Origin of the sequence: Xanthomonas sp. DAR 35659 (assembly GCF_041242975.1) — a bacterium.
Classification (GTDB): domain Bacteria; phylum Pseudomonadota; class Gammaproteobacteria; order Xanthomonadales; family Xanthomonadaceae; genus Xanthomonas_A; species Xanthomonas_A medicagonis.
Window position 1 is genome coordinate 1,824,841 of the sequence record NZ_CP162488.1, and the last position, 21,604, is coordinate 1,846,444.

Consider the following 21,604-nt stretch of genomic DNA (forward strand, 5'->3'; position numbering starts at 1 on the left):
GGATCGGCGCGCGGGCATGACCGCGGCACGCGGCCGCGGCGCCAGGGGCGTGGCGCTTGGCATAGAATCGCAGGTTCCGCCCGGCGTTCCGGGCCTCTTTCCCTCCAGCAGACCCCACAACGCAATGTCCTCTTCCCCCCACGTCGATCGTTGGATCGTCCTCAAGTTCGGCGGCACCTCGGTGTCGCGTCGTCATCGCTGGGACACGATTGGACGGCTGGCGAAAAAACGCGCGGACGAGACCGGCGCGCGGGTGCTGGTGGTGGTGTCGGCGCTGTCGGGAGTGACCAACGAGCTGACCGCGATCGCCGACGGTAGCGCCGACAGCGCGCAGCGCGTGGCCGCGCTGGAACAGCGCCACCGCGAGTTCCTGGGCGAACTGGAACTGGATGCGGACGCGGTGCTGGGCGCGCGCCTGGCGGCGCTGCGCGGCTTGCTGGACGATCCGCGCGCGGCGCACCGCACGCTGGACTGGCAGGCCGAGGTCCTGGGCCAGGGCGAACTGCTGTCCTCGACCCTGGGCGCGGCCTACCTGCATGCCAGCGGCCTGGACATCGGCTGGATGGACGCGCGCCAGTGGCTGGACGCCTTGCCGCCGCAGCCCAACCAGAGCGAGTGGTCCAAGCGTCTGTCGGTGTCGTGCCAGTGGCAGTCCGATCCCGACTGGCGCGCGCGCTTCGTCGCCCAGCCCACGCGCATGCTGATCACCCAGGGCTTCATCGCGCGGCACGAGGACGGCGGCACCGCGATCCTCGGCCGCGGCGGTTCGGATACCTCGGCCGCGTATTTCGGCGCGCTGCTCGGCGCCGGCCGGGTGGAGATCTGGACCGACGTGCCGGGCATGTTCAGCGCCAATCCGCGCGAGGTGCCGGACGCGCGCCTGCTGACCCGGCTGGACTACTACGAAGCGCAGGAAATCGCCACCACCGGCGCCAAGGTGCTGCATCCGCGCTCGATCAAGCCGTGCCGCGACGGCGGCGTGCCGATGGCGATCCTGGACACCGAGCGCCCCGAGCTGCCCGGCACCAGCATCGACGGCAACGCCCGCACCGTGCCCGGGGTCAAGGCGATCAGCCGCCGCAACGGCATCGTGCTGGTGTCGATGGAAGGCATCGGCATGTGGCAGCAGGTCGGCTTCCTGGCCGATGTGTTCGCACGCTTCGCCAAGCATGGCCTGTCGGTGGATTTGATCGGGTCGGCCGAGACCAACGTCACCGTGTCGCTGGACCCGAGCGAGAACCTGGTCAACACCGACGTGCTGGCGGCGCTGTCGGCCGACCTGGCGGAGATCTGCCGGGTCAAGATCATCGTGCCGTGCGCGGCGATCACCCTGGTCGGGCGCGGCATGCGCTCGCTGCTGCACAAGCTCTCGGACGTGTGGGCCACGTTCGGCAAGGAGCGCGTGCACATGATCTCGCAGTCGTCCAACGACCTGAACCTGACCTTCGTCATCGACGAGACCGACGCCGATGGCCTGTTGCCGATCCTGCATGCCGAGCTGATCGACAGCGGCGCGATGCCGGTGGAGGAGACCGAGGTGTTCGGCCCACGCTGGCGCGAGATCACCGGCAGCGTGCGTGCGCGGCCGACGCCGTGGTGGCACGCCGAGCGCGAGCACCTGCTGCAGCTGGCGCAGGCCGGCACGCCGCGTTACGTCTACCACCTGCCGACCCTGCGGGCGCGGGCGCGGGCGCTGGCGGCGATCGCGCCGATCGACCAGCGCTACTACGCGATCAAGGCCAATTCGCATCCGGCGATCCTGGAGGCGCTGGTCGCCGAGGGCTTCGGCCTGGAATGCGTGGCGCACGGCGAACTGCAGCGGGTGTTCAACACCTTGCCGGAGTTGTCGCCGCGGCGGGTGCTGTTCACGCCCAGCTTCGCGCCCAGGGCCGAATACGAGGCCGCGTTCGCGCTGGGCGTGACCGTCACCGTCGACAACGTCGAACTGCTGCAGCGCTGGCCGGAGCTGTTCCGCGGCCGCAGCCTGTGGCTGCGCATCGACCTGGGCCATGGCGACGGCCATCATGAGAAGGTCAATACCGGCGGCAAAGCGTCCAAGTTCGGCCTGTCGGCGACGCGCGTGGACGAATTCGTCGAGGCCGCGCGCGCGCTGGACATCCGCATCGTCGGGCTGCATGCGCACCTGGGCAGCGGGGTGGAGACCGCGCAGCACTGGCGCCGCATGTGCGACGAGCTGGCCGGTTTCGCGCGCCGCATCGGCAGCGTGGAGGTCATCGACATCGGCGGCGGCCTGCCGATCGCCTACAGCGCCGACGACGAACCGTTCGACCTGGACGCCTGGGCGCAGGGCCTGGCCGAGGTCAAGGCGGTACATCCGGCGTTCCGCCTGGCGATCGAACCGGGCCGTTACCTGGTCGCCGAGTGCGGCGTGCTGCTGGCCCGCGCCACCCAGGTGATCGACAAGGACGGTATTCGCCGGGTCGGGCTGGATGCGGGCATGAATGCCCTGATCCGCCCGGCGCTGTACGACGCCTGGCACGACGTGGTCAACCTGAGCCGGCTGGACAGCGCCGCCGACGCGGTGTTCGACGTGGTCGGGCCGATCTGCGAATCCAGCGACGTGTTCGGCAAGCGCCGGCGGTTGCCCGCGGCCACCGCGCCGGACGACGTGATGCTGATCGCCGATGCCGGCGCGTATGGCTTCGCGATGGCCAGCGTCTACAACCAGCGCGAGCTGCCGCGGGAGGACGCGATCGATGTCCCCGCTGCCTGAGTTCGTCGCGCTCAGCACCGTCGCCGGCGCCGCGGCGATGATTCTGGCCACCGCGGCCGACCAGTCCGGCATCGCGCTGCCGTGGACCGACAGCCTCAAGTGGGCGCTGCCGGCCTTGCTCGCGGCTGGCGCCGGCGCGTGGTGGGCGGGGCGCTGGCAGGGCCGGCGGCCGACCCGGCGTGCGGGCGTGCTGGCCTTGCGCACGCTGCTGCTGGCCGCCTGCAGCTATCTCCCGCTGCTGGCGCTGTACCTCGCGGTGGCGTTCGCGGCCTCCGGCGATGCGCCGCAAGGGAGCGCGAGCCATTGGGTCTGGTTTTCGTTCGCGTTCCTGTTGGGCTGCCTGCCGTGGCTGTGGGCGGCGCTGCCGTTCTCCCTGATCGAACTTTTCCTGTGCCGACGCTACTTGCGTCGCACGCGCGTGCTTGCAGGTAGTCCATGACCGTTTTCGACAAACAGCAGATCCGTACCTTCCGCTTCGTGCGTTGCGCGTTCGACGCCGACAGCGGCGTCGCGCGCCTGGTGTACGCGTTCGACCAGGGACCGGAGCTGGTGGAGACGATCACCGTGCCTGGGGCGCCGTTCGTGCTGGACGCGGCGCGCGCCGAGGCGGTGCAGCGCGCCTTGCGCCTTCTGCACCTGATCGCCGGGGTCAGCTACTACAAGGCCGCGGTGCCGCCGCAGATCGTCATCGACGACTACGCCATCGACGCCGACACCGCCGCGCTGCTGGACAGCGTGTACCTGCACGGGCTGGGCGAATTCGCCTACCGCAACGGCCTGGACCTGCGCGGCAGGATCCGTTTCCCCGCGACCGCGGCGGCCACCGAGGACGCGTCGGCGCTGGGCCTGGGCGCGCAGGCGCTGGTGGCGATCGGCGGCGGCAAGGATTCGCTGGTCAGCATCGAGGCCCTGCGCGCGGCCGGGGTGGCGCAGACCGTGGCCTGGATCGGCGGTTCGCAGCTGATCCGCGCCTGCGCCGAGCGCACCGCGCTGCCGACCCTGAACATCGGCCGCGCGCTGGCGCCGGAGCTGTTCGAACTGAACCGGCAGGGCGCGTGGAACGGGCATATCCCAGTGACCGCTGTGAACTCGGCGATCCTGGTGTTCGCCGCGCTGCTGTGCGACGCGGGCCAGGTGGTGTTCTCCAACGAGCACTCGGCCAGCTACGGCAGCCAGATCGCCGGCACCGGCGAGGTCAACCACCAGTGGTCCAAGGGCTGGGCGTTCGAGCAGGCATTCGGCACGCACGTGCAGCGCCACGTGGCCGCGGACCTGCACTATTACTCGCTGCTGCGGCCGCTGTCGGAGCTGGCGGTGGCGCGGCAGTTCGCCAAGACCGACCACTACGATGCGCACTTCTCCAGCTGCAACCGCAATTTCCATATCCTCGGCGAACGCCCGGCGCACCGCTGGTGCGGGGTGTGCCCGAAATGCCACTTCGTATTCCTGGCGCTGGCCCCGTTCATGCCCAAGACGCGCCTAGTGCGCATCTTCGGCCGCAACCTGCTCGACGACGCGGCGCAGGCGCCGGGTTTCGACGCGCTGCTGGAATTCCAGGACCACAAGCCGTTCGAGTGCGTCGGCGAAGGCCGCGAATCGCGCGCGGCGATGGCCACGCTGGCCGCGCGCGCCGAGTGGAAGGAGGATGCGCTGGTGGCGCGCTTCATCCGCGAGATCCAGCCGCAGCTGGACGTGGGCGAGCTGCACGTGGAGCCGTTGCTGGCGCTGGACGCGCAGCACCGCATTCCGGCCGACCTGTGGGAACGCGTGCGTGCGAATTTCGCAGCTTGAGGGCCTGCGCGTCGCGCTGTGGGGTTGGGGCCGCGAGGGCCGCGCGGCGTATGCCGCCGTGCGCGGCTGGGAATCGGGAATCGGGAATCGGGAATCGGCGGCGCCGCTGCCGCTGACGGTGTTCTGCTCGGTCGAGGAAGCGGCGTCGCTGGCAGCGCTTGGCGATCCGGCGCTGCGCGTGGAGACCGAGGCCAGCGCCGAGCGCCTGGCCGCGTTCGAGGTGGTGATCAAGTCGCCCGGGATCAGTCCGTACCGGCCCGAGGCGCAGGCCGCCGCGGCACGCGGGACGCGTTTTATCGGCGGCACCTCGCTGTGGTTCGCCGAGCATGCCGGCGCCGATGGCGTGGTGCCGGGCAGCGTCTGCATCACCGGCACCAAGGGCAAGAGCACCAGCACCGCGCTGCTGGCGCATCTGCTGCGTGCCGGCGGCCATCGCACCGGCCTGGTCGGTAACATCGGCCTGCCGCTGCTGGAAGTGCTGGCGCCGCCGCAGCCGCCGCGGTATTGGGCGATCGAACTGTCCAGTTACCAGACCGGCGACGTGGCGCACAGCGGCGCACGGCCGCAGCTGGCGCTGGTGCTGAACCTGTTCCCGGAACATCTGGACTGGCACGGCAGCCAGGCGCGCTACATCGAGGACAAGCTGGCGCTGGTGACGCGCGCGCGGCCGCGCATCGCGCTGCTCAATGCCGCCGATCCGCAACTGGCGGCGCTGTCGCTGCCCGACAGCGAGGTGCGCTGGTTCAACCGCGACGATGGCTGGCACATGCGTGGCGACGTGGTGCACCGCGGCGAGGTGGCGGTGTTCGACAGCGCGCGGGTGCCGCTGCCGGGGCGGCATAACCGTGGCAACCTGTGCGCGGTGTTGGCGGCGATCGAGGCGCTGGGCCTGGATGCGGCGGCGCTGGCGCCGGCCGCGGCGACGTTCCGGCCGCTGCCGAACCGCCTGCAGACCGTGGGCGAGCGCGATGGCGTCGCCTACGTCAACGATTCGATCAGCACCACCCCGCATGCCACGCTGGCGGCGCTGGAGTGCTTCCGCGGGCGCCGCATCGCGCTGCTGGTCGGTGGCCACGACCGCGGCCTGGACTGGCAAGACTTCGCCACCGCGATGCGCGCCGGCGCGCCGCTGGAGATCGTGACCATGGGCGCCAACGGCCCGCGTATCCACGCGCTGCTGGCGCCATTGGCGGCCGAGGCCGGGTTCGGCCTGCACGCCGCCGCGGACCTGTCGCAAGCGGTGGCGCTGGCGCGCGCGGCGTTGGGCGAGGGCGGCGGCGTGCTGCTGCTGTCGCCGGGCGCGCCCAGCTTCGGCGCCTACCGCGACTACGTGGCGCGCGGCCGCCATTTCGCCGAGCTGGCCGGATTCGACCCGGACGCGATCAGCGCCATCCCGGGGCTGGGCATCGCCTGAGCGGGTCGCCGCGGCGGTGCGGTGGCACGCGCGCATGGTGCGGAGCGCGTGCCTGGCGCGCTTTGATCGATGCGACGCCGTGTGTGGGTGCGACTTCATGGGACCTGCAGTAACGTGCGTTGTCGCTGCGCAGCGGAACGCGCTGCCGTCCTCGTAGGAGCGGCTTTAGCCGCGACAAACAGGCGGGGTCATGCGCGTGGAGGCTGCAGGCGCTCCTACGGATAGGCCTTCCATCGTGATTAGAGGCTCCCTGGAGTCGCGACCTGAGTCGCGATGGGCTTCGCCGATGGAGTCCTTCGCCACTGAGGTCGCTCTACTGAAGTCGCTCTCCCTGTCTGCAAACCGCCGCAAGAAAACGTTCTAGACTGCCGGCTGGTTCCGATGGGAGAAACGCGATGCGCACTCGTACGATGCGGTGGATCGGCGTTCTGGGCCTGGTCTTGGCGCTGCCGCTACCGGCGCTGGCCGCGATGCAGGCCAAGCCGGTGGAGTGGAAGGTCGGCAAGGACAGCTTCAGTGGCGTGCTGGTCTACGACGATGCGGACAGCGACAAGCGGCCGGGCCTGGTGATGGTGCCGAACTGGCGCGGCGTCAACGCGTCGGCCATCGAGAAGGCCAAACAGCTCGCCGGCGACGACTACGTGGTGCTGGTGGCCGACGTGTACGGCAAGGGCAAGCGTCCGGCCAACGACACCGAGGCCGGGCAGTTCGCCGGCGCGCTGAAGAAGGATCCTCCGACTCTGCGTGCGCGGGCATTGAAGGCGGTCGAGGTATTGAAGGCGCAGGCCGGCAAAGCGCCATTGGATGCATCGCGGATCGGTGCGGTCGGTTTCTGCTTCGGCGGCACCACGGTGCTGGAACTGGTCCGTGCCGGCGCGCCGCTGGCCGGCGTGGTCAGCCTGCACGGCGGCCTGTCGACGCCATCGCCGGCGGCGTCGGGTAGCGCGAAGACGCCGCTGCTGGTGCTCAATGGCGCCGACGACAAGAGCGTGAGCCGCGACGACATCGCCGCCTTCGAGCAGGAGATGAACGGCGCCGGTGCCGACTGGCAATTCGTCAACTTCAGCGGCGCCGTGCACTGCTTCGCCGAGGCCGACGCCAACAGCCCGCCGGGTTGCCAGTACAACCCGCGCGCGGCCAAGCGTGCCTACCGCATGCTGCACGATTTCTTCGAGGAGCGGTTTGGCCGGGATTAGGGAGGTGCCTCGCGCTGCGCGCTTGGCGGGATTTGGGATTGGCAACAGCGGCACGGCGCGTTTGCCGACTGCACTGCCGCATCCGTTTGCAAGGCGCGTTTTCCGCGGCCGTCCTCACCGACCAGTTGGTCTGGCGGGGGCAGCAACGCGTCAGTCGCCAGCCAACCCGCCGTTACGATTCCCCAATCCCCAATCCCCATTCCCCAATCCCGTCCGGCGCGCGCCCAGCGCGCCGGATCAATGCTTGCGCTCGACCGCGTAACGGGCCAGTCCGCGCAGCGCGGCGAGCGCCTCGTTCTCCGGCAGGCCATCCAGGGCGTGCTCGGCGGCGGCGGCGTAGTCGGCCGCGCGGCGGCGGCTGTAGTCGATGCCGCCGCTGGCCTGGATCGCCGCCAACACCTCCGGCATCGCGCTGGCGTCGCCCTGTTCGACGATCTGGCGCAGGCGCGCGCGGGTGGTCTCGTCGGCATGCGCCATCGCGTGGATCAGCGGCAGCGTGGCCTTGCCCTCGGCCAGGTCGTCGCCCAGGTTCTTGCCCAGGTCGGCGGCATCGGCGGTGTAGTCGAGCACGTCGTCGGCGATCTGGAACGCGTAGCCCAGGTGCATGCCGTAGTCGTACAGGCGCTGCTGCACCTCGTCGGACGCGCCCGAGGCCATCGCCCCGAGGCGGGTGCCGGCGGCGAACAGCACCGCGGTCTTGCGCTCGATCACGCGCAGGTAGGCGGCCTCGTCGGTGTCCGGGTTGTGCACGTGCAGCAGTTGCAGCACCTCGCCCTCGGCGATGCGGTTGGTGGTGTCGGCGAGCAGCCGCATCACCGCCATGCTGTCCAGCTCCACCATCAGTTGGAAGCTGCGCGAATACAGGAAGTCGCCGACCAGCACGCTGGGCGCATTGCCCCATAGCGCATTGGCGGTGCTGCGGCCGCGGCGCAGGTCCGACTCGTCCACCACGTCGTCGTGGAGCAGGGTGGAGGTGTGGATGAACTCGACGATCACCGCCAGTTGCTGGTGCACCGGCCCGCCGCCGCCGCAGGCGCGCCCGGCCAGCATCACCAGCATCGGCCGCAGGCGCTTGCCGCCGGCGGAGACGATGTGCTCGGCGATCTGGTTGATGAGCACCACGTCCGAAGCCAGGCGGCCGCGGATCAGGGCATCGGCGGCGCTCATGTCGGGCGCGGCCAGCGCCTGGATCTGAGGCAGCCCCAGGGCGGGGCGGAGGTCTTCGGCGAGGCTCATGCGGTCGTACTTGGGGGAATGCAGGGATTATAGGGCACCCCGGCGAGGGGGAGTCTGACGCCTGAACCGGCGGAAGGCTGATATCGGCGGCCAGCCCGGTATAATTCACTGTCTACGCCCGTTTCCGAGCGGGCGCCCCCATCCGATACGCCCGCGCCCCAGCGGGTTCCCCATCCCGAACGGAAGAATTCCATGGCCCGCGGCATCAACAAAGTCATCCTCGTCGGCAACCTCGGCAACGATCCCGACACCAAGTACACCCAGGCCGGCATGGCGATCACCCGCATCAGCCTGGCCACCACCAGCGTGCGCAAGGACAAGGACGGCAACCAGCAGGAGCGCACCGAATGGCACCGCGTGGTGTTCTTCGGCAAGCTCGGCGAGATCGCCGGCGAGTACCTGCGCAAGGGCAGCTCGGTGTACGTCGAAGGGTCGATCCGCTACGACAAGTACACCGGCCAGGACGGCGTGGAGAAGTACTCCACAGACATCGTCGCCGACGAAATGCAGATGCTGGGCGGCCGTGGCGAAGGCGGTGGCGGTGGCATGGGCGGTGATCGCCCGCAGCGCTCGGCCCCGCGCCAGGAGCGCCCGAACCAGGGCGGTGGTGGCCAGGATTACACCCCGCGTCGCCAGCAGCCGGCGCCGCAGCAGTCCGCGCCGATGGACGACTTCGCGGATGACGATATTCCGTTCTAATTTTTAGTAGTTCAGAGATGCAAATAAGCCCCAGTAAGCCATTTTGCTTACTGGGGTTTTCTTGTTTGCGCGGAGATCTTTGCTTCTTGACTAGTCTGAGGCCAATCTTCTAGCAGTAGAGGATGTAAACGATGGAGCCGGCATTTCGGGTTCGGATCGTCGTGTTCGCCTCTGGCGAACGCTTTCCAGTATTGCTGGATGAGCATGGATGCCCGCTCTTTCGCCCCACCGTGTTTGCACTAAGAGTCGCTAACAAAACGTAGTTGAACGCAGATTCGCATGTGGCAAAATTAGCGACATGGCCCGTCGCAAAGAGATCCCCGCCGCGCTGTGGAAGCGCATCGAACCGCTGATCCCATCAGTAAAGCCCTCCCCCAAAGGAGGGCGGCCTCGCGTCAGCGATCAGCAAGCCCTCAACGGCATCGTCTATGTCCTGCGGACCGGCATTCCATGGGAAGAACTGCCCCTGGAACTGGGCTACGGCAGCGGCATGACCTGTTGGCGCCGGTTGCGCGACTGGCAGGCCGCCGGCGTCTGGCATCGCCTGCATCAGGTCCTGCTGGCCGAATTGCGGCGAGCCGACAAGCTGGACCTGAGCCGAGCCAGCCTGGACGCGGCCAGTGTGGCCTCCCCCCGGGGGGCGCGTACACCGGACCGAACCCGACCGATCGCGGCAAACTCGGCAGCAAGCGGCATCTGATCGTCGACCGCAATGGCGTTCCCTTGGCGTTCTGCGTGACCGGAGCCAACCGGCACGACTCGGTGGTCTTCGAGGAACTGGTCGATGCCTTGCCGCCGATCGCCGGCAAGCCAGGGCGCCCACGACGTTGGCCAGGCAAACTGCACGCTGACAAGGCCTACGACATCGATCGTTGCCGCCATCACCTCAAGAAGCGGGGCATCACGCCACGCATCGCTCGCAAGGGGATCGAGCGCAACGACCGGCTGGGGCGCCATCGCTGGGTCGTGGAACGCACTCACGCGTGGTTCGCAGGCATGGGCAAGCTACGCATCCGATTCGAACGTCGCATCGATATCCATCTGGCGTGGCTCTCGATTGCCAGTTCGATCATCTGCCTACGGATCCTTCCTTAGTTTTGTTAGAGACTCTAACTCGGGTTCGCGTCAGAAGTCTTTCAACTAACACGATCAGCAACGTGCTGCGTGCGATCGTGGTTCTTGAACATTTCTTGGCTGCACCTCGGATCGACTTAGACAGTCGTCTGGAGTATGGGGAACTTCTTTCGGTTGCTGAGGTTGAAGGGCTCATACGTAGTAGCCGGCAACGGTTGGCGGAACTCGGCTCCAAGACGACTGTCTCTTGCACTCAAAGCAAGAAGCGAGTCCTAGCAAAGGAGGCTGTGCGCACCAGGCCTCGTGGACAACGCTTAAAAGAAGTGGCCCCTCAGGTTGCGTCCACGCGTCTGTTGTATATCCGTAGCTACCTTGCTTGGCTGGCAGATGATCGTCGAAGCCGAAATGGCGTGTCGAACGCATTCCTTGCCCGCCTTCAGAGCGCTACGGAGATCACGTTCAGGGCATTGGATAGTCGGATGCGCTACTCGCCGGCAGCCGGCAGCCGGCATCCGAGTTGAACGGGAGGGGCTATCCGACAGGCAGGTGCAAGAGCTGCTGCGAGTGACCGATCCTACCTGCGCCGACAACCCGTGGCGCGATGAGCACACTCGCTATCGGAATGCGCTTCTGGTGCGGTGGCTGTTGAATCTTGGATTGAGGATTGGAGAGGCGCTTGGGGTGCGCAACTCAGATATGCACTGGACATCCCGAGTAGCTACAACGATCCCGTCGCCATCATGAAGTCGCTATCCCGACAAGCATGCTGCCCCGCAGCATGGGTTTTCGTGCACTGCGTCTTGCAAAAAAACGACGGCCTCCTTTATGGTGCAATCGATTGCATTGCGGCGAATCGTGAATGTTTCACACCGGTTGGGAGGCCGGCACGCGGATGTCCATCCACTCGATCGGACCGGCGCCAGCCGTGGGGGTCACGCGGCGAGAGGCGTTACGCGTCGCTGTTGCCGGCAGCCTCGGCCTGTGCGCCGCGGGCCTGCTGCCTGGAGTTGCCGACGCCGCCGTCGCGCCGCGCAAGGGCAGCCTGAAGCATTCGGTCGCGCGCTGGACGTTTCCTCAGCAGTCGGTCGCCCAGCTCTGCCAGACGGTAAAAGGCATCGGCTTCGCCGCCATCGACCTGGTCGGCCCGGCGGACTGGCCCACGCTCAAAGCCAACGGCGTGTATAGCTCGATGTGCAACGGCGCGGAACTGGGCCTGGACAAGGGCTTCGCGGGCCGCCAGTACCACGACGCGTTGGTCGCGCGTTACACCCGTCACATCGATCTGGTCGCCGATGCCGGCTATCGCAACCTCATCTGCTTCTCCGGCAATCGTGACGGCATGGATCCGCAGGATGGCTTGGCCAACGCCGAGGCGGGACTCAAGCGCATCCTCGGGCATGCCGAGAAACGCGGTGTCGTGTTGGTGATGGAGCTGCTGAACTCCAAGGTCGACCATCCCGACTATCTGTGCGACCACTCCGCCTGGGGCGTCGAGCTGTGCAAGCGGATCGGCTCGGAACATTTCGGCCTGCTGTACGACATCTATCACATGCAGATCATGGAGGGCGACATCATCGCCACCATCGGCCGGCATCACGCCTGCTTCAAGCATTACCACACCGCGGGCGTGCCCGGCCGGCACGAGATCGGGGATCGGCAGGAACTCCACTATCCGGCCATCTGTCGCGCGATCCGCGACACCGGTTTCGATGGCTATCTGGCGCAGGAATTCATTCCCACGGCGCCGGATCCCGTCGGCTCGCTGCGCGAGGCGATCCGCCTCTGCGACGTCTGAAACGATATCCACCCAGGTGAAGTAGAACCCATGGCAGACAATCACTACGACGCCATCGTCGTCGGCTCGGGAATCAGTGGCGGTTGGGCAGCGAAGGAGCTGACCGAGAAGGGCCTCAAGGTCCTGATGCTGGAACGCGGGCGCAACATCGAGCACGTCAAGGACTACGTCAACGCGATGAAGGAGGCGTGGGATTTCCCGCACCACAACCGGCCCACCCAGGCGATGATCGCCGACTATCCGGTGTTGAGCCGCGACTACGGCCTGGTCGAGAACCTGCAGGGGATGTGGGCCAACGAAAAGGAATCGCCCTACGTCGAGACCAAGCGCTTCGACTGGTTCCGTGGCTATCACGTGGGCGGCCGTTCGCTGATGTGGGGCCGGCAGAGCTACCGCTTTTCGGACCTGGATTTCGAGGCCAACCTCAGGGACGGCATCGCCACCGATTGGCCGATCCGCTACGCCGACATCGCGCCCTGGTACGACTACGTGGAGAAGTTCGCCGGCATCGCCGGCACGCGCGAGGGTCTGGACGTGTTGCCGGATGGCGAGTTCCTGCCGCCGATCCCCTTGAACATCGTCGAGAAGGACGTGGCCGCGCGGATCAAGAAGGCTTTCGGCGGAACGCGGCACCTGATCCACTCGCGCACCGCGAACATCACCCAGCCCAAGGTCGAGCAGGGCCGGGTCAACTGCCAGTACCGCAACAAGTGCATCCTGGGCTGTCCCTACGGCGCCTACTTCTCGACCCAGTCGGCGACGTTGCCGGCGGCGATGAAGACCGGCAACCTGACCTTGCGGCCCTTCTCGATCGTCAAGGAAGTGCTTTACGACAAGGACCGCAAGCGCGCGCGCGGCGTGGAGATCATCGATGCCGAGAGCGGGCAGACCTACCAGTACACGGCCAACGTCATCTTCCTCAATGCGTCGTCCTTCAACTCGACCTGGCTGCTGATGAACTCGGCCACCGACGTCTGGGAAGGCGGGCTGGGGTCGTCGTCCGGCGAGCTGGGGCACAACGTGATGGACCATCATTTCGGCGCGGGCGCGTCCGGTCGGGTCGAGGGCTACGACGACAAGTACTACTTCGGCCGCCGTCCCTGCGGCTTCTACATTCCGCGTTTCCGCAATGTCGCCGGCGACAAGCGCGGCTACCTGCGCGGGTTCGGCTACCAGGGCGGCGCCAGCCGCACGGGCTGGTCGCGCGAGATCGCCGAACTCAACATCGGCGCCGACCTGAAGGAGGCGCTGACCCTGCCCGGCGAGTGGCGCATCGGCATGACCGGCTTCGGCGAGATGCTGCCGCACCACGACAACACGATTCGTCTGGATCCGCGGCGCAAGGACAAGTGGGGCCTGCCGGTCCTGGCGATGGACGTGGCCCTGCGCGCGAACGAAAAGGCCATGCGCAAGGACATGGCGGCCGATGCCGCGGAGATGTTCGAGGCCGCCGGGGTCAAGGACGTGCAGATGCACGACGACGACTACGCGCCCGGCAAGGGCATCCACGAAATGGGGACCGCGCGCATGGGCCGCGACCGCAAGAATTCGGTGCTGAACCAGCACAACCAGGTCTGGGACGCGCCCAACGTGTACGTGACCGACGGCGCCTGCATGACCTCCAGTGCCTGCGTGAATCCCTCGCTCACCTACATGGCGTTGACGGCGCGGGCCGCCGACCATGCGGTGCGCGAACTGAAAGCGGGGAACCTGTGATGGAACGTCGCGACCTGCTGAAGATGATTTTCGCCGCCACCGGCGCGGCCATGGTCGGCCTGCCCGCGCTTGCGCATGGGCAGGCGCCGGCCGCGGGGACGAAACCGCTGTTCTCCGCTGCCGAGGTCGGCCTGCTCGACGAGATCGCCGAGACCATCCTGCCGCGGACCAAGACGCCGGGCGCGAAGGACGCCGGCGTGGGCCAGTTCATGGCGCGCTTCGTCACCGATTGCTACACCCCCCGCGAGCAGGCCACGTTCCGCGCCGGCCTTGTCGACATCGACAAACGCGCCGGCGGCCGGTTCGTGTCGCTGACGCCGCAGGCGCGTACCGAACTGCTGCGCGCCCTGGACGCGGAAGCCCGCAAGCATCTCGTCAAGGTGACCGACACCGGCACGCCCAAAGCATTGGCCGCGATGCCGCATGCCTTCACGATGATCAAGCAACTGACCCTCTTCAGCTTTTTCACCTCCAAGGTCGGCGCGACCGAGGTGCTGCGGTACGTCGCCGTGCCGGGTCGCTACGACGGCGACCTGGCCTACGTGCCCGGCACGCCGGCCTGGGGGACCAACTGATGGGCCGGCCTGCATTCTCCATGCGCCACTTCCCAGGGAATCAGATGAGCAGACACTTCCTGCTGACGGCCTGCCTGCTGGCCACGACGCCCGCGTTCGCGCAGGCCGACGATGCAGGCGCGCGCGATCCGGCCAAGACCGAGGTGTGGACGCCGGTGCCCGCGACCGTGGCCACGCCGGCGGGCCGCGCGCCCTCCGATGCGATCGTGCTGTTCGACGGCAAGAATACGTCCGCCTGGGAGTCGGAGCAGGGCGGCGCCGTGCCCTGGCGCGTCGCCGGCGGCGCGTTGACCGTGGTGCCAGGCAGCAAGGGCATCCGCACCAGGCAGCGCTTCTGCGATATCCAGTTGCATGTGGAATGGCGCACGCCCACCGCGATCCGTGGGTTCGACGGCCAGCAGCGGGGCAACAGCGGCATCTTCCTGCAGGAGGCGTACGAGCTGCAGGTGCTCGACAGCTATGACAACCCGACCTACGCCAACGGCCAGGCAGGCGCGATCTATAAGCAGGCCATTCCGCTGGTGAACGCTTCGCGCGCGCCAGGCGAGTGGCAGGCTTACGACATCATCTGGAAGGCGCCGCGCTTCTCGCAGGGCGGCGGGCTCATCTCGCCCGCGCGCATCACCGTGCTGCACAACGGCGTGCTGGTGCAGAACGATACCGTCGTGGCGGGCAAGACCGAGTACATCGGCGCGCCGTCGTACTCGCCGCATGCGTGCGCGCCCATCCTGCTGCAGGAGCACGATTCCAAGGTCAGCTACCGCAACATCTGGGTGCGCGAGCTGTAGCGCCGGCACGCCGCCGGCGTCGGCGTCCTATTGCGCCAGGAAGCTGGCGAGGTCGTCGATCTCCTGCTGCGACAACTGCGCAAAGGGCGGCATCAGGCCGCCACCGTTGCGGATCTTCTCCTTGACCTGCGCAGGCTGCAGCCGCTTGCCCACATCGGTGAGCGCGGGGAACGCGCCGGGCACGCCGGCGCGATCGGCGCCATGGCAGGCCGTGCAGTGCGTGGCGTAGAGCTGTGCGCCGGCTGTGGGGTCGTCCTTGGCCCACGCCGCGGTCGCGAGCGTCGACCCCATCAGCGCCACGGCCACTGTCAGCATCGTCTTCAAGCGGGGCTCCTTGGCTGGCTAGCGCGGTGCGCTGGCGGGCGGATTGGCGGGCAGGTGCGCGCGCAGGTAATCCGCGCCGGCCTGGATGACCTTGGCGGGGTCGCGCGGATTGTCGTGCTCGACGATGTACCAGCGCACGCCGGCAGCGGCCGCGGCGGGCAGGATCGCGTTCCAGTCCAGCACGCCCTGGCCGACGGCGGCGAAGCCGCCCTCGTCCTCGGCCTGGCCTTTGGGCGCATTGTCCTTGGCATGCACGGCGAACAGGCGGCCGCTGAACTTGCCCAGCATCGCCGCCGGGTCGTGGCCCGCGCGCGCGACCCAGGCCAGGTCCAGTTCGGTCTGCAGGTCGGGGCCGGCCGCCGCGAACAGCAGTTCCAGGCCGGTCTTGCCGTTGAAGTCGACCAGTTCGAAGTCGTGGTTGTGGTAGGCCAGGCGCATGCCCTTGGCCCGCACCCGCTTCGCAATCCCGCCCAGTTCCTGGCCCAGGGCGGTCCAGCCGGCGGCGTCGGTCGGCCGCTCCTTCGCGTCCAGGTACGGCACCACCAGCGTGGTGTTGCCGATCGACCGGTTGAACGCCACCACGCCGTCCAGATCCTTGCGCAGTTCGGCCAGTTGCACGTGGGACGAGATCGCCTTGATCGAATACCGGTCCAGCAACTGCTTGAGTTCCGCGGCGCTGACGTTCTGCGTGCCGACCGTTTCCACCGCGCCCACGCCCGCGGCGTGCACGATCTTCAACTGCTGGTCGAGCGAGCCGGCGTTGCGCAGCGTGTACATCTGCACCGCGATGGGCTGTTGCTGTTGCGGGTCGGCGGGGGCGGCGCGCGCGAAGGCGGGCAGGGCGGCGAGCAGCAGCAGTGCGAGGGTCGCGGTGCGGCGTGTGGGTGAGTTCATCAAGAGGTCCTCCCGGGATTCAACCGATGGATGTCCAGGCGCGCGTCCTGGCCGATGCGATGACGCGGTCGACGATCAGCGCCGAGCGCACCCCGTCCTCGAAGGTGGGCAGGCCCTGCGGCCGCTCGCCCTCGATGGCGTGGTAGGTGTCGGCGACGAACGCCTCGAAGCAGTTGCCGTAGCCCTGTGCGTGCCCGGCCGGCAACACCGACAGCCGGCGTTGTTCGGCACTGCCGGCGCCCGGTCCGCGCACGAAGACCTCCTCGCGCTGGTCGGGACGGCCGATCCACAGCCGCTCGGCGTCCTCCTGGTCGAAGGCCACGCTGGCCCTGGCGCCATCGATCTCGAACCAGAGGCGATTGCGGCGTCCGGCCGAGACCTGGCTGACCGTCAACGACGCCAGCGTGCCCGCGCCGGTTCTGAACATGGCCATGGCCACGTCCTCGCTGGCGACCGCCTGCATCGCGCCGCCCGCCGCCGGGGTGCTGAAGCTCTGCCCGGTGCTGCTGCCGCGCTCGGCGATCACGGTCGCGAACGCCGCGCTGACCTCGACGAAGCGCTCCCCGCCGACCCATTCCACCAGGTCGCACCAGTGCGAGCCGATATCGGCGAATACCCGCGACGCACCACCCAGGGCCGGGTCCACGCGCCAGTTGTTGCTGGCGGGATCGAGCAGCCAGTCCTGCAGGTAGCTGCCGTGGATCAGGCGCAGCGGCCCCAGCTCGCCCTGCGCGACGCGGGCCCGGGCCTCGCGGATCACCGGGTGGTAGCGGTAGACGAAGGGCACCGTGGCGACCAGCCCGGTCGCGGCGGCCAGCGCGGCCAAGGCCTGGGCGTCTTCCAGGGTCGTGGCCAGGGGTTTCTCGCAGATCACATGCTTGCCGGCTTCCAGCGCCGCCTGCGCCATGGCGCGATGCAGATGGTTGGGCGTGCAGACGTGCACGACCTGGACCTGCGGATCGGCGATCAGCTCCTCGATGTCGCGATAGGCGCGCGGGACATCCCACGCCTGCGCCACCTCGCGTGCGCGTTGCGCGGAAGAGGCGGCGACGCCGCGCACCTGCGCACCGGCCAGCAGCGCCGCGCGGCGATGCACCGCGCCGATCATGCCGGTGCCGACGATGGCGATACCGAGCCTGCTCATCGGATGGTCTCGGGCGTGGACGCGGCGGCCGCGACCGCCGGGCGATCGCGGAACAGCAGCAGGAAGGCGACCAGCACCGCCAGCGCCACCGCGGCCGGGAACAGCCAGATCCGTTGCCAGTCCGGGCCCGCCGCGGTGGTGTAATGCTCCACCACCGCGCCGGACAGGAAGGTGCCGATCAACATGCCCACGCCGTACGTGGCCAGGGTGATGAAGCCCTGCGCGCTGCTGCGCGCGGCGGGGCCGGCATGCGCATCGGTGTAGATCTGGCCGGTGACGAAGAAGAAGTCGTAGCAGATGCCGTGCAGCACGATGCCGATCACCAGCAGCGCGAAGCCGCTGCCCGCATCGCCGAAGGCGAATAGCGCGTAGCGCACCACCCATGCGGCCATGCCCAGGGCCAGCATCGTCTTGACCCCCAGCCGCGCGAACAGGAACGGCATCGCCAGCATCAGCAGCACTTCCGACACCTGGCCCAGCGACTGCAGCCCGGCCGCGCCGCGCACGCCCAGGTCGTTGAGATAGGGGTTGGTGAAGTTGTAGTAGAACGCCAGCGGAATGCAGATGGCGATCGAGGCTAGGAAGAACACCAGGTAGGAGCGCGACTTCAGCAGGCGCAGCGCGTCCAGCCCCAGGATCTGCCCCAGCCCGGCATCGCGCTGTTGCGCCAACGGCGGCGTGTGCGGCAGGGTGAAGGCATACAGGCCCAGCGCCAGCGAGGCCAGCGCCGCCATGCGGAAGGTCAGTTCGAGCCGGTGCGCCTGTTCCCAGCCCAGCCAGCCGATCAGCACGCCCGCCACGATCCAGCCGACGCTGCCGGCCATGCGTACCGGCGGGAATTGCTTTTCGGGCGAGTGCATGTGCCGCATCGCCACGCTGTTGGCCAGCGCCAGGGTCGGCATGAACAGCAGCATGTAGCCCATGACGTAGGCGGAGAACGTGCCGAAGTCCGTCGCCGTGGATGCCAGCCACATCAGTGCCGCGCCGGCCAGGTGCAGCACCGCCAGGATGCGCTGCGCCGCGAAATAGCGATCGGCGATCAGGCCGACCAGGAACGGCGCGACGATGGCGCCGATCGACTGGCTGAGGAAGGCCGTGGCCACCTGGCTCGCGCTGGCCTGCAACGGACCCTGCACCAGGTAGGTTCCCAGGGTCACGAACCATGCCCCCCAGATGAAGAACTGCAGAAACATCATCGCGCCCAAGCGCGACATGGCGTGCGTCATGGCTTCCCCTCCCAGGGCGGTGGTGGTTCAGGTCCCCAGCATGCGGCGCAGCGATGCCGGGTCGGCGCCGCTGTCGGCAAAGTCGTCGAAGGCGCGTTCGGTCACGCGGATGATGTGGTCGCGGATGAAGGCGGCGCCCTCGCGCGCGCCGTCTTCCGGGTGCTTCAGGCAGCACTCCCACTCCAGCACCGCCCAGCCCGGGAAATCGTATTGCGCGAACTTGGAGAAGATCGCCTTGAAGTCGATCTGGCCGTCCCCGAGCGAGCGGAACCGCCCCGGACGGTCGATCCAGTCCTGGTAGCCGGCATACACGCCGCTGCGCGCGCTGGGGCGGTACTCCGCGTCCTTGACGTGGAAGATGCCGATGCGCGCGTGGTAGCGGTCGATGAAGCCCAGGTAGTCCATCTGCTGCAGCAGCAGGTGGCTGGGGTCGTACAGGATCTTGGCGCGCGGGTGATGGTCCACCACGTCGAGGAAGCGCTCGAAGGTCGCGCCGTCGTGCAGGTCCTCGCCCGGGTGGATCTCGAAGCACAGGTCGACACCGCAGGCGTCGAAGGTGTCGAGGAGGGGGCGCCAACGGCGGCCGAGTTCGGCGAAGGCTGCTTCCACCAGTCCGGGCGGGCGTTGCGGCCAGGGATAGAAGTAGGGCCAGGCCAGCGCGCCGGAGAACGTGGCATGCGCCGTCAGCCCGAGGCGCTGACTGGCCTTGGCGGCCAGCTTCAACTGCTCCACCGCCCAGGCCTGGCGGGCGGCGGGATCGCCGCGCTTGTCCGGCGGCGCGAAGCCGTCGAACAGGCTGTCGTAGGCGGGATGCACGGCGACCAGTTGCCCTTGCAGGTGCGTGGACAGTTCGGTGATCTGCAGGCCGTGCCCGGCCAGCATGCCGGCGATGTCGTCGCAGTACGCCTGGCTCTGCGCGGCCTGGGCCAGATCGAACAGCTGCGGCGCGCTGGTCGGCACTTGTACGCCAGAATAGCCAAGCCCCGCGGCCCATGCGGCCAGCGTGTCCAGCCGATCGAAGGGAGGTGTGTCGCCGATGAACTGTGCCAGGAACAGCGCTGGACCCTTGAGCGTCTTCAACGTGATTCGCCCCGATGCAATCGATTGCATTATCCTAGCATGGGCCTCCCGCAGGACCCGTTGTGCACTGCACAGCGACACCAAGAGCTGACCCCATGGCAACCATCTACGACATCGCAAGGCACGTGGGCGTCTCCGCCGGCACGGTGTCGCGGGCGCTGTCCCGTCCGGAAAAAGTGCTGCCGGCCACGCGCACGCGCATCGAGCAGGCGGCCGCCGCGCTGGGCTATGTCCCCAACACGGTGGCCAGGACGCTCAAGACGCAGCGCAGCGGCAAGCTGCTGGTCACCGTTCCGGACATCGCCAATCCATTCTTCGCCCAGATCCTGCAAGGCGCGGAGGACGCGGCGCAGGCCGCCGGCTACGCGGTCCTGCTGGGCGATACCCAGCACCGGCCCGAGCGCGAGGAGCGCTACGCGCAGATGCTTCGGCGCAACGAGGCCGACGGCCTGATCGTGCTGGGGCATCGGCTGCCGCCGACGGCGCGCGAGATCGTCGGGCAACTGGGCAGTGCCGCGCCGGTGGTCAACGGATGCGAGTTCGATCCGGCGTTGGGCATCCCCAGCGTGCACATCGACAACGCGGCCGCCGCGCGCGCGGTGATGGAGCACCTGTATGGACTGGGACACGAGCGGATCGCGGTGGTGGGCGGCCCGCCCGACAATCCGCTGCACCAGCAGCGGCTGGAAGGAGCGCGGGCCGCCGGCAAGGCGTGCGGCCGCCTGCGCAACCTGCGCGTGGTGCCGGGCGACTTCTCGGTGGAATCCGGCCATGCGGCCGCGATGACGCTGCTGGCCAGCGCGCCCGCGCCGACCGCGATCTTCTGCTTCAGCGACCAGATGGCGCTGGGCGCCCTGGCGGCCTGCCGCGACCTGGGCATCCGCGTGCCGGACGACCTGTCCATCGTCGGCTTCGATGATCTGGCCTCGTCCAGTTACCTCACGCCGCCGTTGACGACGGTCAGGCAACCGATGCGCGAGATCGGGGTGCGCGCGGTCAACCTGCTGCTCGCCATCATCGAGAATGTGGAGGTGCCGCGGCAGCAGACGCTGGATTTCAGGGTGATGGTGCGTGGTTCGACCGGTGCGCCGAAGGGCAGGTGACGGCGGGAGGATCGTCGCGTTTCGATCCTGGATCGGCTGCGCGAGCGGCGAGGTGCGCGGTGCGCGCCGGACGGCGAAGGCCGGCCGGTGCGATATGACGTTGTCGACCTGTGGCGAGGGGCGTCTTGACGGCGGCGGGGCGCTGCTTATCTATGGAAAACGAGGTCGTTATGTTGGTGGTTCTGGAGGCGGATTCGGTCAGGTTGTCCGAGAGCTCTTTGTCCAGGAGCTTGTTCGCGCGGATTTATGTGGAGTATGGCGACGGCCGCTGTTTCCCTGAGGCGGGGTGGGATGATTTCGCCGACGTCGTTCTGGGCTGGTGGATCGACGGGGCGATCGAGTTGATGCTGTACGGCGAGCGCGCCAGTTTCAGATTCATGGACGGCGATTTTTCCTTCAACGTGGGAAAGCGCGCGGATGGAAATTTCACCGTGACCTTGAAGGAGCGCGCGCAGGTGGTCGGCTCCAGCGCGATCGATGTCGCGCAGTTCAGTCGGTCGCTGGTCGCGGCGGCCAATACGCTGGCGCGGAGGCTGCAGGAGATTCTTGGCGATAGGAGCGCTGCCAGTGAATTGGTCGCCAAGAAGAACCACCTGCAGCACATTCTCAATTCATGGCGGAGCGATTCCAAAAGTCGCGTGTCCAAATTCGGCTGATCGTGGCATGCCAGCCACGTAGCGGCGTGGGCCGGGTTGGTGTGCACGCATGTTTCTGATCGGTAGACGCGCCCGGCACGATGGTCGGCCTGATCGTCCAGGCCGGCTGCGCTCGCATGCACGGGCGCATCGCGGTCCTTGGCGGCCAGTCATCTCCTC

At 68.1% G+C, this 21,604-nt stretch carries 19 protein-coding genes; 13 read left to right on the forward strand and 6 right to left on the reverse strand.

The annotated features are described in order from the left end of the window. The first annotated feature begins 124 nt into the window (after window positions 1–124). From AB3X07_RS07765 to AB3X07_RS07785, 5 genes are all read left to right on the forward strand, one after another. The gene (locus AB3X07_RS07765; protein WP_369943851.1) at window positions 125–2,734 is read left to right on the forward strand and encodes a bifunctional aspartate kinase/diaminopimelate decarboxylase; all 2,610 of its coding nucleotides are present in this window, start codon (window positions 125–127) and stop codon (window positions 2,732–2,734) included. Continuing rightward, window positions 2,718–3,173, forward strand: a complete 456-nt coding sequence (locus tag AB3X07_RS07770; protein WP_369943852.1) for a hypothetical protein — start codon at window positions 2,718–2,720, stop codon at window positions 3,171–3,173. The genes AB3X07_RS07765 and AB3X07_RS07770 overlap by 17 nt, the downstream gene beginning before the upstream one ends. Then, a complete protein-coding gene (gene murL, locus AB3X07_RS07775; RefSeq protein ID WP_369943853.1) occupies window positions 3,170–4,525 on the forward strand; it encodes a UDP-N-acetyl-alpha-D-muramoyl-L-alanyl-L-glutamate epimerase in 1,356 nt (451 codons plus the stop codon). The genes AB3X07_RS07770 and murL overlap by 4 nt, the downstream gene beginning before the upstream one ends. Continuing rightward, window positions 4,506–5,939: a UDP-N-acetylmuramoyl-L-alanine--D-glutamate ligase gene (murD, locus tag AB3X07_RS07780; RefSeq protein ID WP_369943854.1), complete on the forward strand. Its 1,434-nt coding sequence runs from the start codon at window positions 4,506–4,508 to the stop codon at window positions 5,937–5,939. The genes murL and murD overlap by 20 nt, the downstream gene beginning before the upstream one ends. Window positions 5,940–6,334: 395 nt before the next feature. Beyond that, window positions 6,335–7,135 (forward strand): dienelactone hydrolase family protein, encoded by an 801-nt coding sequence (locus tag AB3X07_RS07785; protein ID WP_369943855.1) that lies wholly within the window; start codon window positions 6,335–6,337, stop codon window positions 7,133–7,135. Between the two features lie 237 nt (window positions 7,136–7,372). Here AB3X07_RS07785 and AB3X07_RS07790 read toward each other — a convergent pair whose 3' ends face one another. Further along, entirely contained in the window at window positions 7,373–8,371 is a 999-nt protein-coding gene (locus AB3X07_RS07790) for a polyprenyl synthetase family protein (RefSeq protein WP_369943856.1), read from the reverse strand. 192 nt (window positions 8,372–8,563) lie between these two features. Here AB3X07_RS07790 and AB3X07_RS07795 point away from each other — a divergent pair, with 192 nt between their 5' ends. The 6 genes from AB3X07_RS07795 (at window position 8,564) to AB3X07_RS07820 (ending at window position 15,018) form a co-directional block, all read left to right on the forward strand. Continuing rightward, on the forward strand, window positions 8,564–9,070 hold the full coding sequence (locus AB3X07_RS07795; RefSeq protein ID WP_369943857.1) for a single-stranded DNA-binding protein: 507 nt from the start codon (window positions 8,564–8,566) through the stop codon (window positions 9,068–9,070). A 298-nt stretch (window positions 9,071–9,368) separates the two neighbouring features. Next, a protein-coding gene (locus AB3X07_RS07800) for an IS5 family transposase (RefSeq protein WP_369943858.1) occupies window positions 9,369–10,165 on the forward strand; the annotation gives its coding sequence in 2 pieces (ribosomal slippage) (window positions 9,369–9,699 and window positions 9,699–10,165; 798 coding nt in all). 871 nt (window positions 10,166–11,036) lie between these two features. Beyond that, complete coding sequence (locus AB3X07_RS07805; protein ID WP_369944690.1) at window positions 11,037–11,939, forward strand: hydroxypyruvate isomerase family protein; 903 nt, start codon at window positions 11,037–11,039, stop codon at window positions 11,937–11,939. A 30-nt stretch (window positions 11,940–11,969) separates the two neighbouring features. Next, window positions 11,970–13,655, forward strand: coding sequence for a GMC oxidoreductase (locus AB3X07_RS07810; RefSeq protein ID WP_369943859.1), 1,686 nt, complete (start codon window positions 11,970–11,972; stop codon window positions 13,653–13,655). Then, the gene (locus AB3X07_RS07815) at window positions 13,655–14,230 is read left to right on the forward strand and encodes a gluconate 2-dehydrogenase subunit 3 family protein (protein ID WP_369943860.1); all 576 of its coding nucleotides are present in this window, start codon (window positions 13,655–13,657) and stop codon (window positions 14,228–14,230) included. The genes AB3X07_RS07810 and AB3X07_RS07815 overlap by 1 nt, the downstream gene beginning before the upstream one ends. 44 nt (window positions 14,231–14,274) lie before the next feature. Further along, window positions 14,275–15,018: a 3-keto-disaccharide hydrolase gene (locus AB3X07_RS07820; RefSeq protein ID WP_369943861.1), complete on the forward strand. Its 744-nt coding sequence runs from the start codon at window positions 14,275–14,277 to the stop codon at window positions 15,016–15,018. A gap of 27 nt (window positions 15,019–15,045) precedes the next feature. Here the strand turns inward: AB3X07_RS07820 and AB3X07_RS07825 are convergent, their stop codons facing one another. Genes AB3X07_RS07825 through AB3X07_RS07845 form a run of 5 tightly spaced genes read right to left on the reverse strand, consistent with a single transcriptional unit; the run spans window position 15,046 to window position 19,686 of the window. Beyond that, window positions 15,046–15,333, reverse strand: a complete 288-nt coding sequence (locus AB3X07_RS07825) for a cytochrome c (RefSeq protein WP_369944691.1) — start codon at window positions 15,331–15,333, stop codon at window positions 15,046–15,048. Window positions 15,334–15,360: 27 nt separating this feature from the next. Next, the gene (locus AB3X07_RS07830) at window positions 15,361–16,236 is read right to left on the reverse strand and encodes a sugar phosphate isomerase/epimerase family protein (RefSeq protein ID WP_369943862.1); all 876 of its coding nucleotides are present in this window, start codon (window positions 16,234–16,236) and stop codon (window positions 15,361–15,363) included. A gap of 19 nt (window positions 16,237–16,255) precedes the next feature. Next, window positions 16,256–17,380, reverse strand: coding sequence for a Gfo/Idh/MocA family protein (locus AB3X07_RS07835; RefSeq protein WP_369943863.1), 1,125 nt, complete (start codon window positions 17,378–17,380; stop codon window positions 16,256–16,258). After that, window positions 17,377–18,606 carry an MFS transporter gene (locus AB3X07_RS07840; protein ID WP_369943864.1) on the reverse strand — a complete coding sequence of 410 codons (1,230 nt, stop codon included), beginning with the start codon at window positions 18,604–18,606 and terminating at the stop codon, window positions 17,377–17,379. The genes AB3X07_RS07835 and AB3X07_RS07840 overlap by 4 nt, the downstream gene beginning before the upstream one ends. A gap of 27 nt (window positions 18,607–18,633) precedes the next feature. Next, window positions 18,634–19,686 (reverse strand): sugar phosphate isomerase/epimerase family protein, encoded by a 1,053-nt coding sequence (locus tag AB3X07_RS07845; protein WP_369943865.1) that lies wholly within the window; start codon window positions 19,684–19,686, stop codon window positions 18,634–18,636. A 95-nt stretch (window positions 19,687–19,781) separates the two neighbouring features. Between AB3X07_RS07845 and AB3X07_RS07850 the strand changes: the two genes are divergently transcribed. Together AB3X07_RS07850 and AB3X07_RS07855 are read left to right on the forward strand one after the other, a co-directional pair. Next, on the forward strand, window positions 19,782–20,789 hold the full coding sequence (locus AB3X07_RS07850) for a LacI family DNA-binding transcriptional regulator (protein WP_369943866.1): 1,008 nt from the start codon (window positions 19,782–19,784) through the stop codon (window positions 20,787–20,789). A 170-nt stretch (window positions 20,790–20,959) separates the two neighbouring features. Continuing rightward, window positions 20,960–21,445 (forward strand): hypothetical protein, encoded by a 486-nt coding sequence (locus tag AB3X07_RS07855; protein ID WP_369943867.1) that lies wholly within the window; start codon window positions 20,960–20,962, stop codon window positions 21,443–21,445. The last annotated feature ends 159 nt before the right edge of the window (window positions 21,446–21,604 follow it).

Excerpts from the sequence above, each read along its gene's own strand:
- AB3X07_RS07795 (WP_369943857.1), top strand. The coding sequence starts at position 8,564 with ATGGCCCGCGGCATCAACAAAGTCATCCTCGTCGGCAACCTCGGCAAC.
- AB3X07_RS07850 (WP_369943866.1), top strand. The coding sequence starts at position 19,782 with ATGGCAACCATCTACGACATCGCAAGGCACGTGGGCGTCTCCGCCGGC.
- AB3X07_RS07785 (WP_369943855.1), top strand. The coding sequence starts at position 6,335 with ATGCGCACTCGTACGATGCGGTGGATCGGCGTTCTGGGCCTGGTCTTG.
- AB3X07_RS07805 (WP_369944690.1), top strand. The coding sequence starts at position 11,037 with ATGTCCATCCACTCGATCGGACCGGCGCCAGCCGTGGGGGTCACGCGG.
- AB3X07_RS07830 (WP_369943862.1), bottom strand. The coding sequence starts at position 16,236 with ATGAACTCACCCACACGCCGCACCGCGACCCTCGCACTGCTGCTGCTC.
- AB3X07_RS07770 (WP_369943852.1), top strand. The coding sequence starts at position 2,718 with ATGTCCCCGCTGCCTGAGTTCGTCGCGCTCAGCACCGTCGCCGGCGCC.
- AB3X07_RS07810 (WP_369943859.1), top strand. The coding sequence starts at position 11,970 with ATGGCAGACAATCACTACGACGCCATCGTCGTCGGCTCGGGAATCAGT.
- AB3X07_RS07825 (WP_369944691.1), bottom strand. The coding sequence starts at position 15,333 with ATGCTGACAGTGGCCGTGGCGCTGATGGGGTCGACGCTCGCGACCGCG.
- AB3X07_RS07815 (WP_369943860.1), top strand. The coding sequence starts at position 13,655 with ATGGAACGTCGCGACCTGCTGAAGATGATTTTCGCCGCCACCGGCGCG.
- AB3X07_RS07765 (WP_369943851.1), top strand. The coding sequence starts at position 125 with ATGTCCTCTTCCCCCCACGTCGATCGTTGGATCGTCCTCAAGTTCGGC.
- AB3X07_RS07840 (WP_369943864.1), bottom strand. The coding sequence starts at position 18,606 with ATGACGCACGCCATGTCGCGCTTGGGCGCGATGATGTTTCTGCAGTTC.
- AB3X07_RS07820 (WP_369943861.1), top strand. The coding sequence starts at position 14,275 with ATGAGCAGACACTTCCTGCTGACGGCCTGCCTGCTGGCCACGACGCCC.
- AB3X07_RS07855 (WP_369943867.1), top strand. The coding sequence starts at position 20,960 with ATGTTGGTGGTTCTGGAGGCGGATTCGGTCAGGTTGTCCGAGAGCTCT.
- AB3X07_RS07790 (WP_369943856.1), bottom strand. The coding sequence starts at position 8,371 with ATGAGCCTCGCCGAAGACCTCCGCCCCGCCCTGGGGCTGCCTCAGATC.
- AB3X07_RS07835 (WP_369943863.1), bottom strand. The coding sequence starts at position 17,380 with ATGAGCAGGCTCGGTATCGCCATCGTCGGCACCGGCATGATCGGCGCG.
- murL (WP_369943853.1), top strand. The coding sequence starts at position 3,170 with ATGACCGTTTTCGACAAACAGCAGATCCGTACCTTCCGCTTCGTGCGT.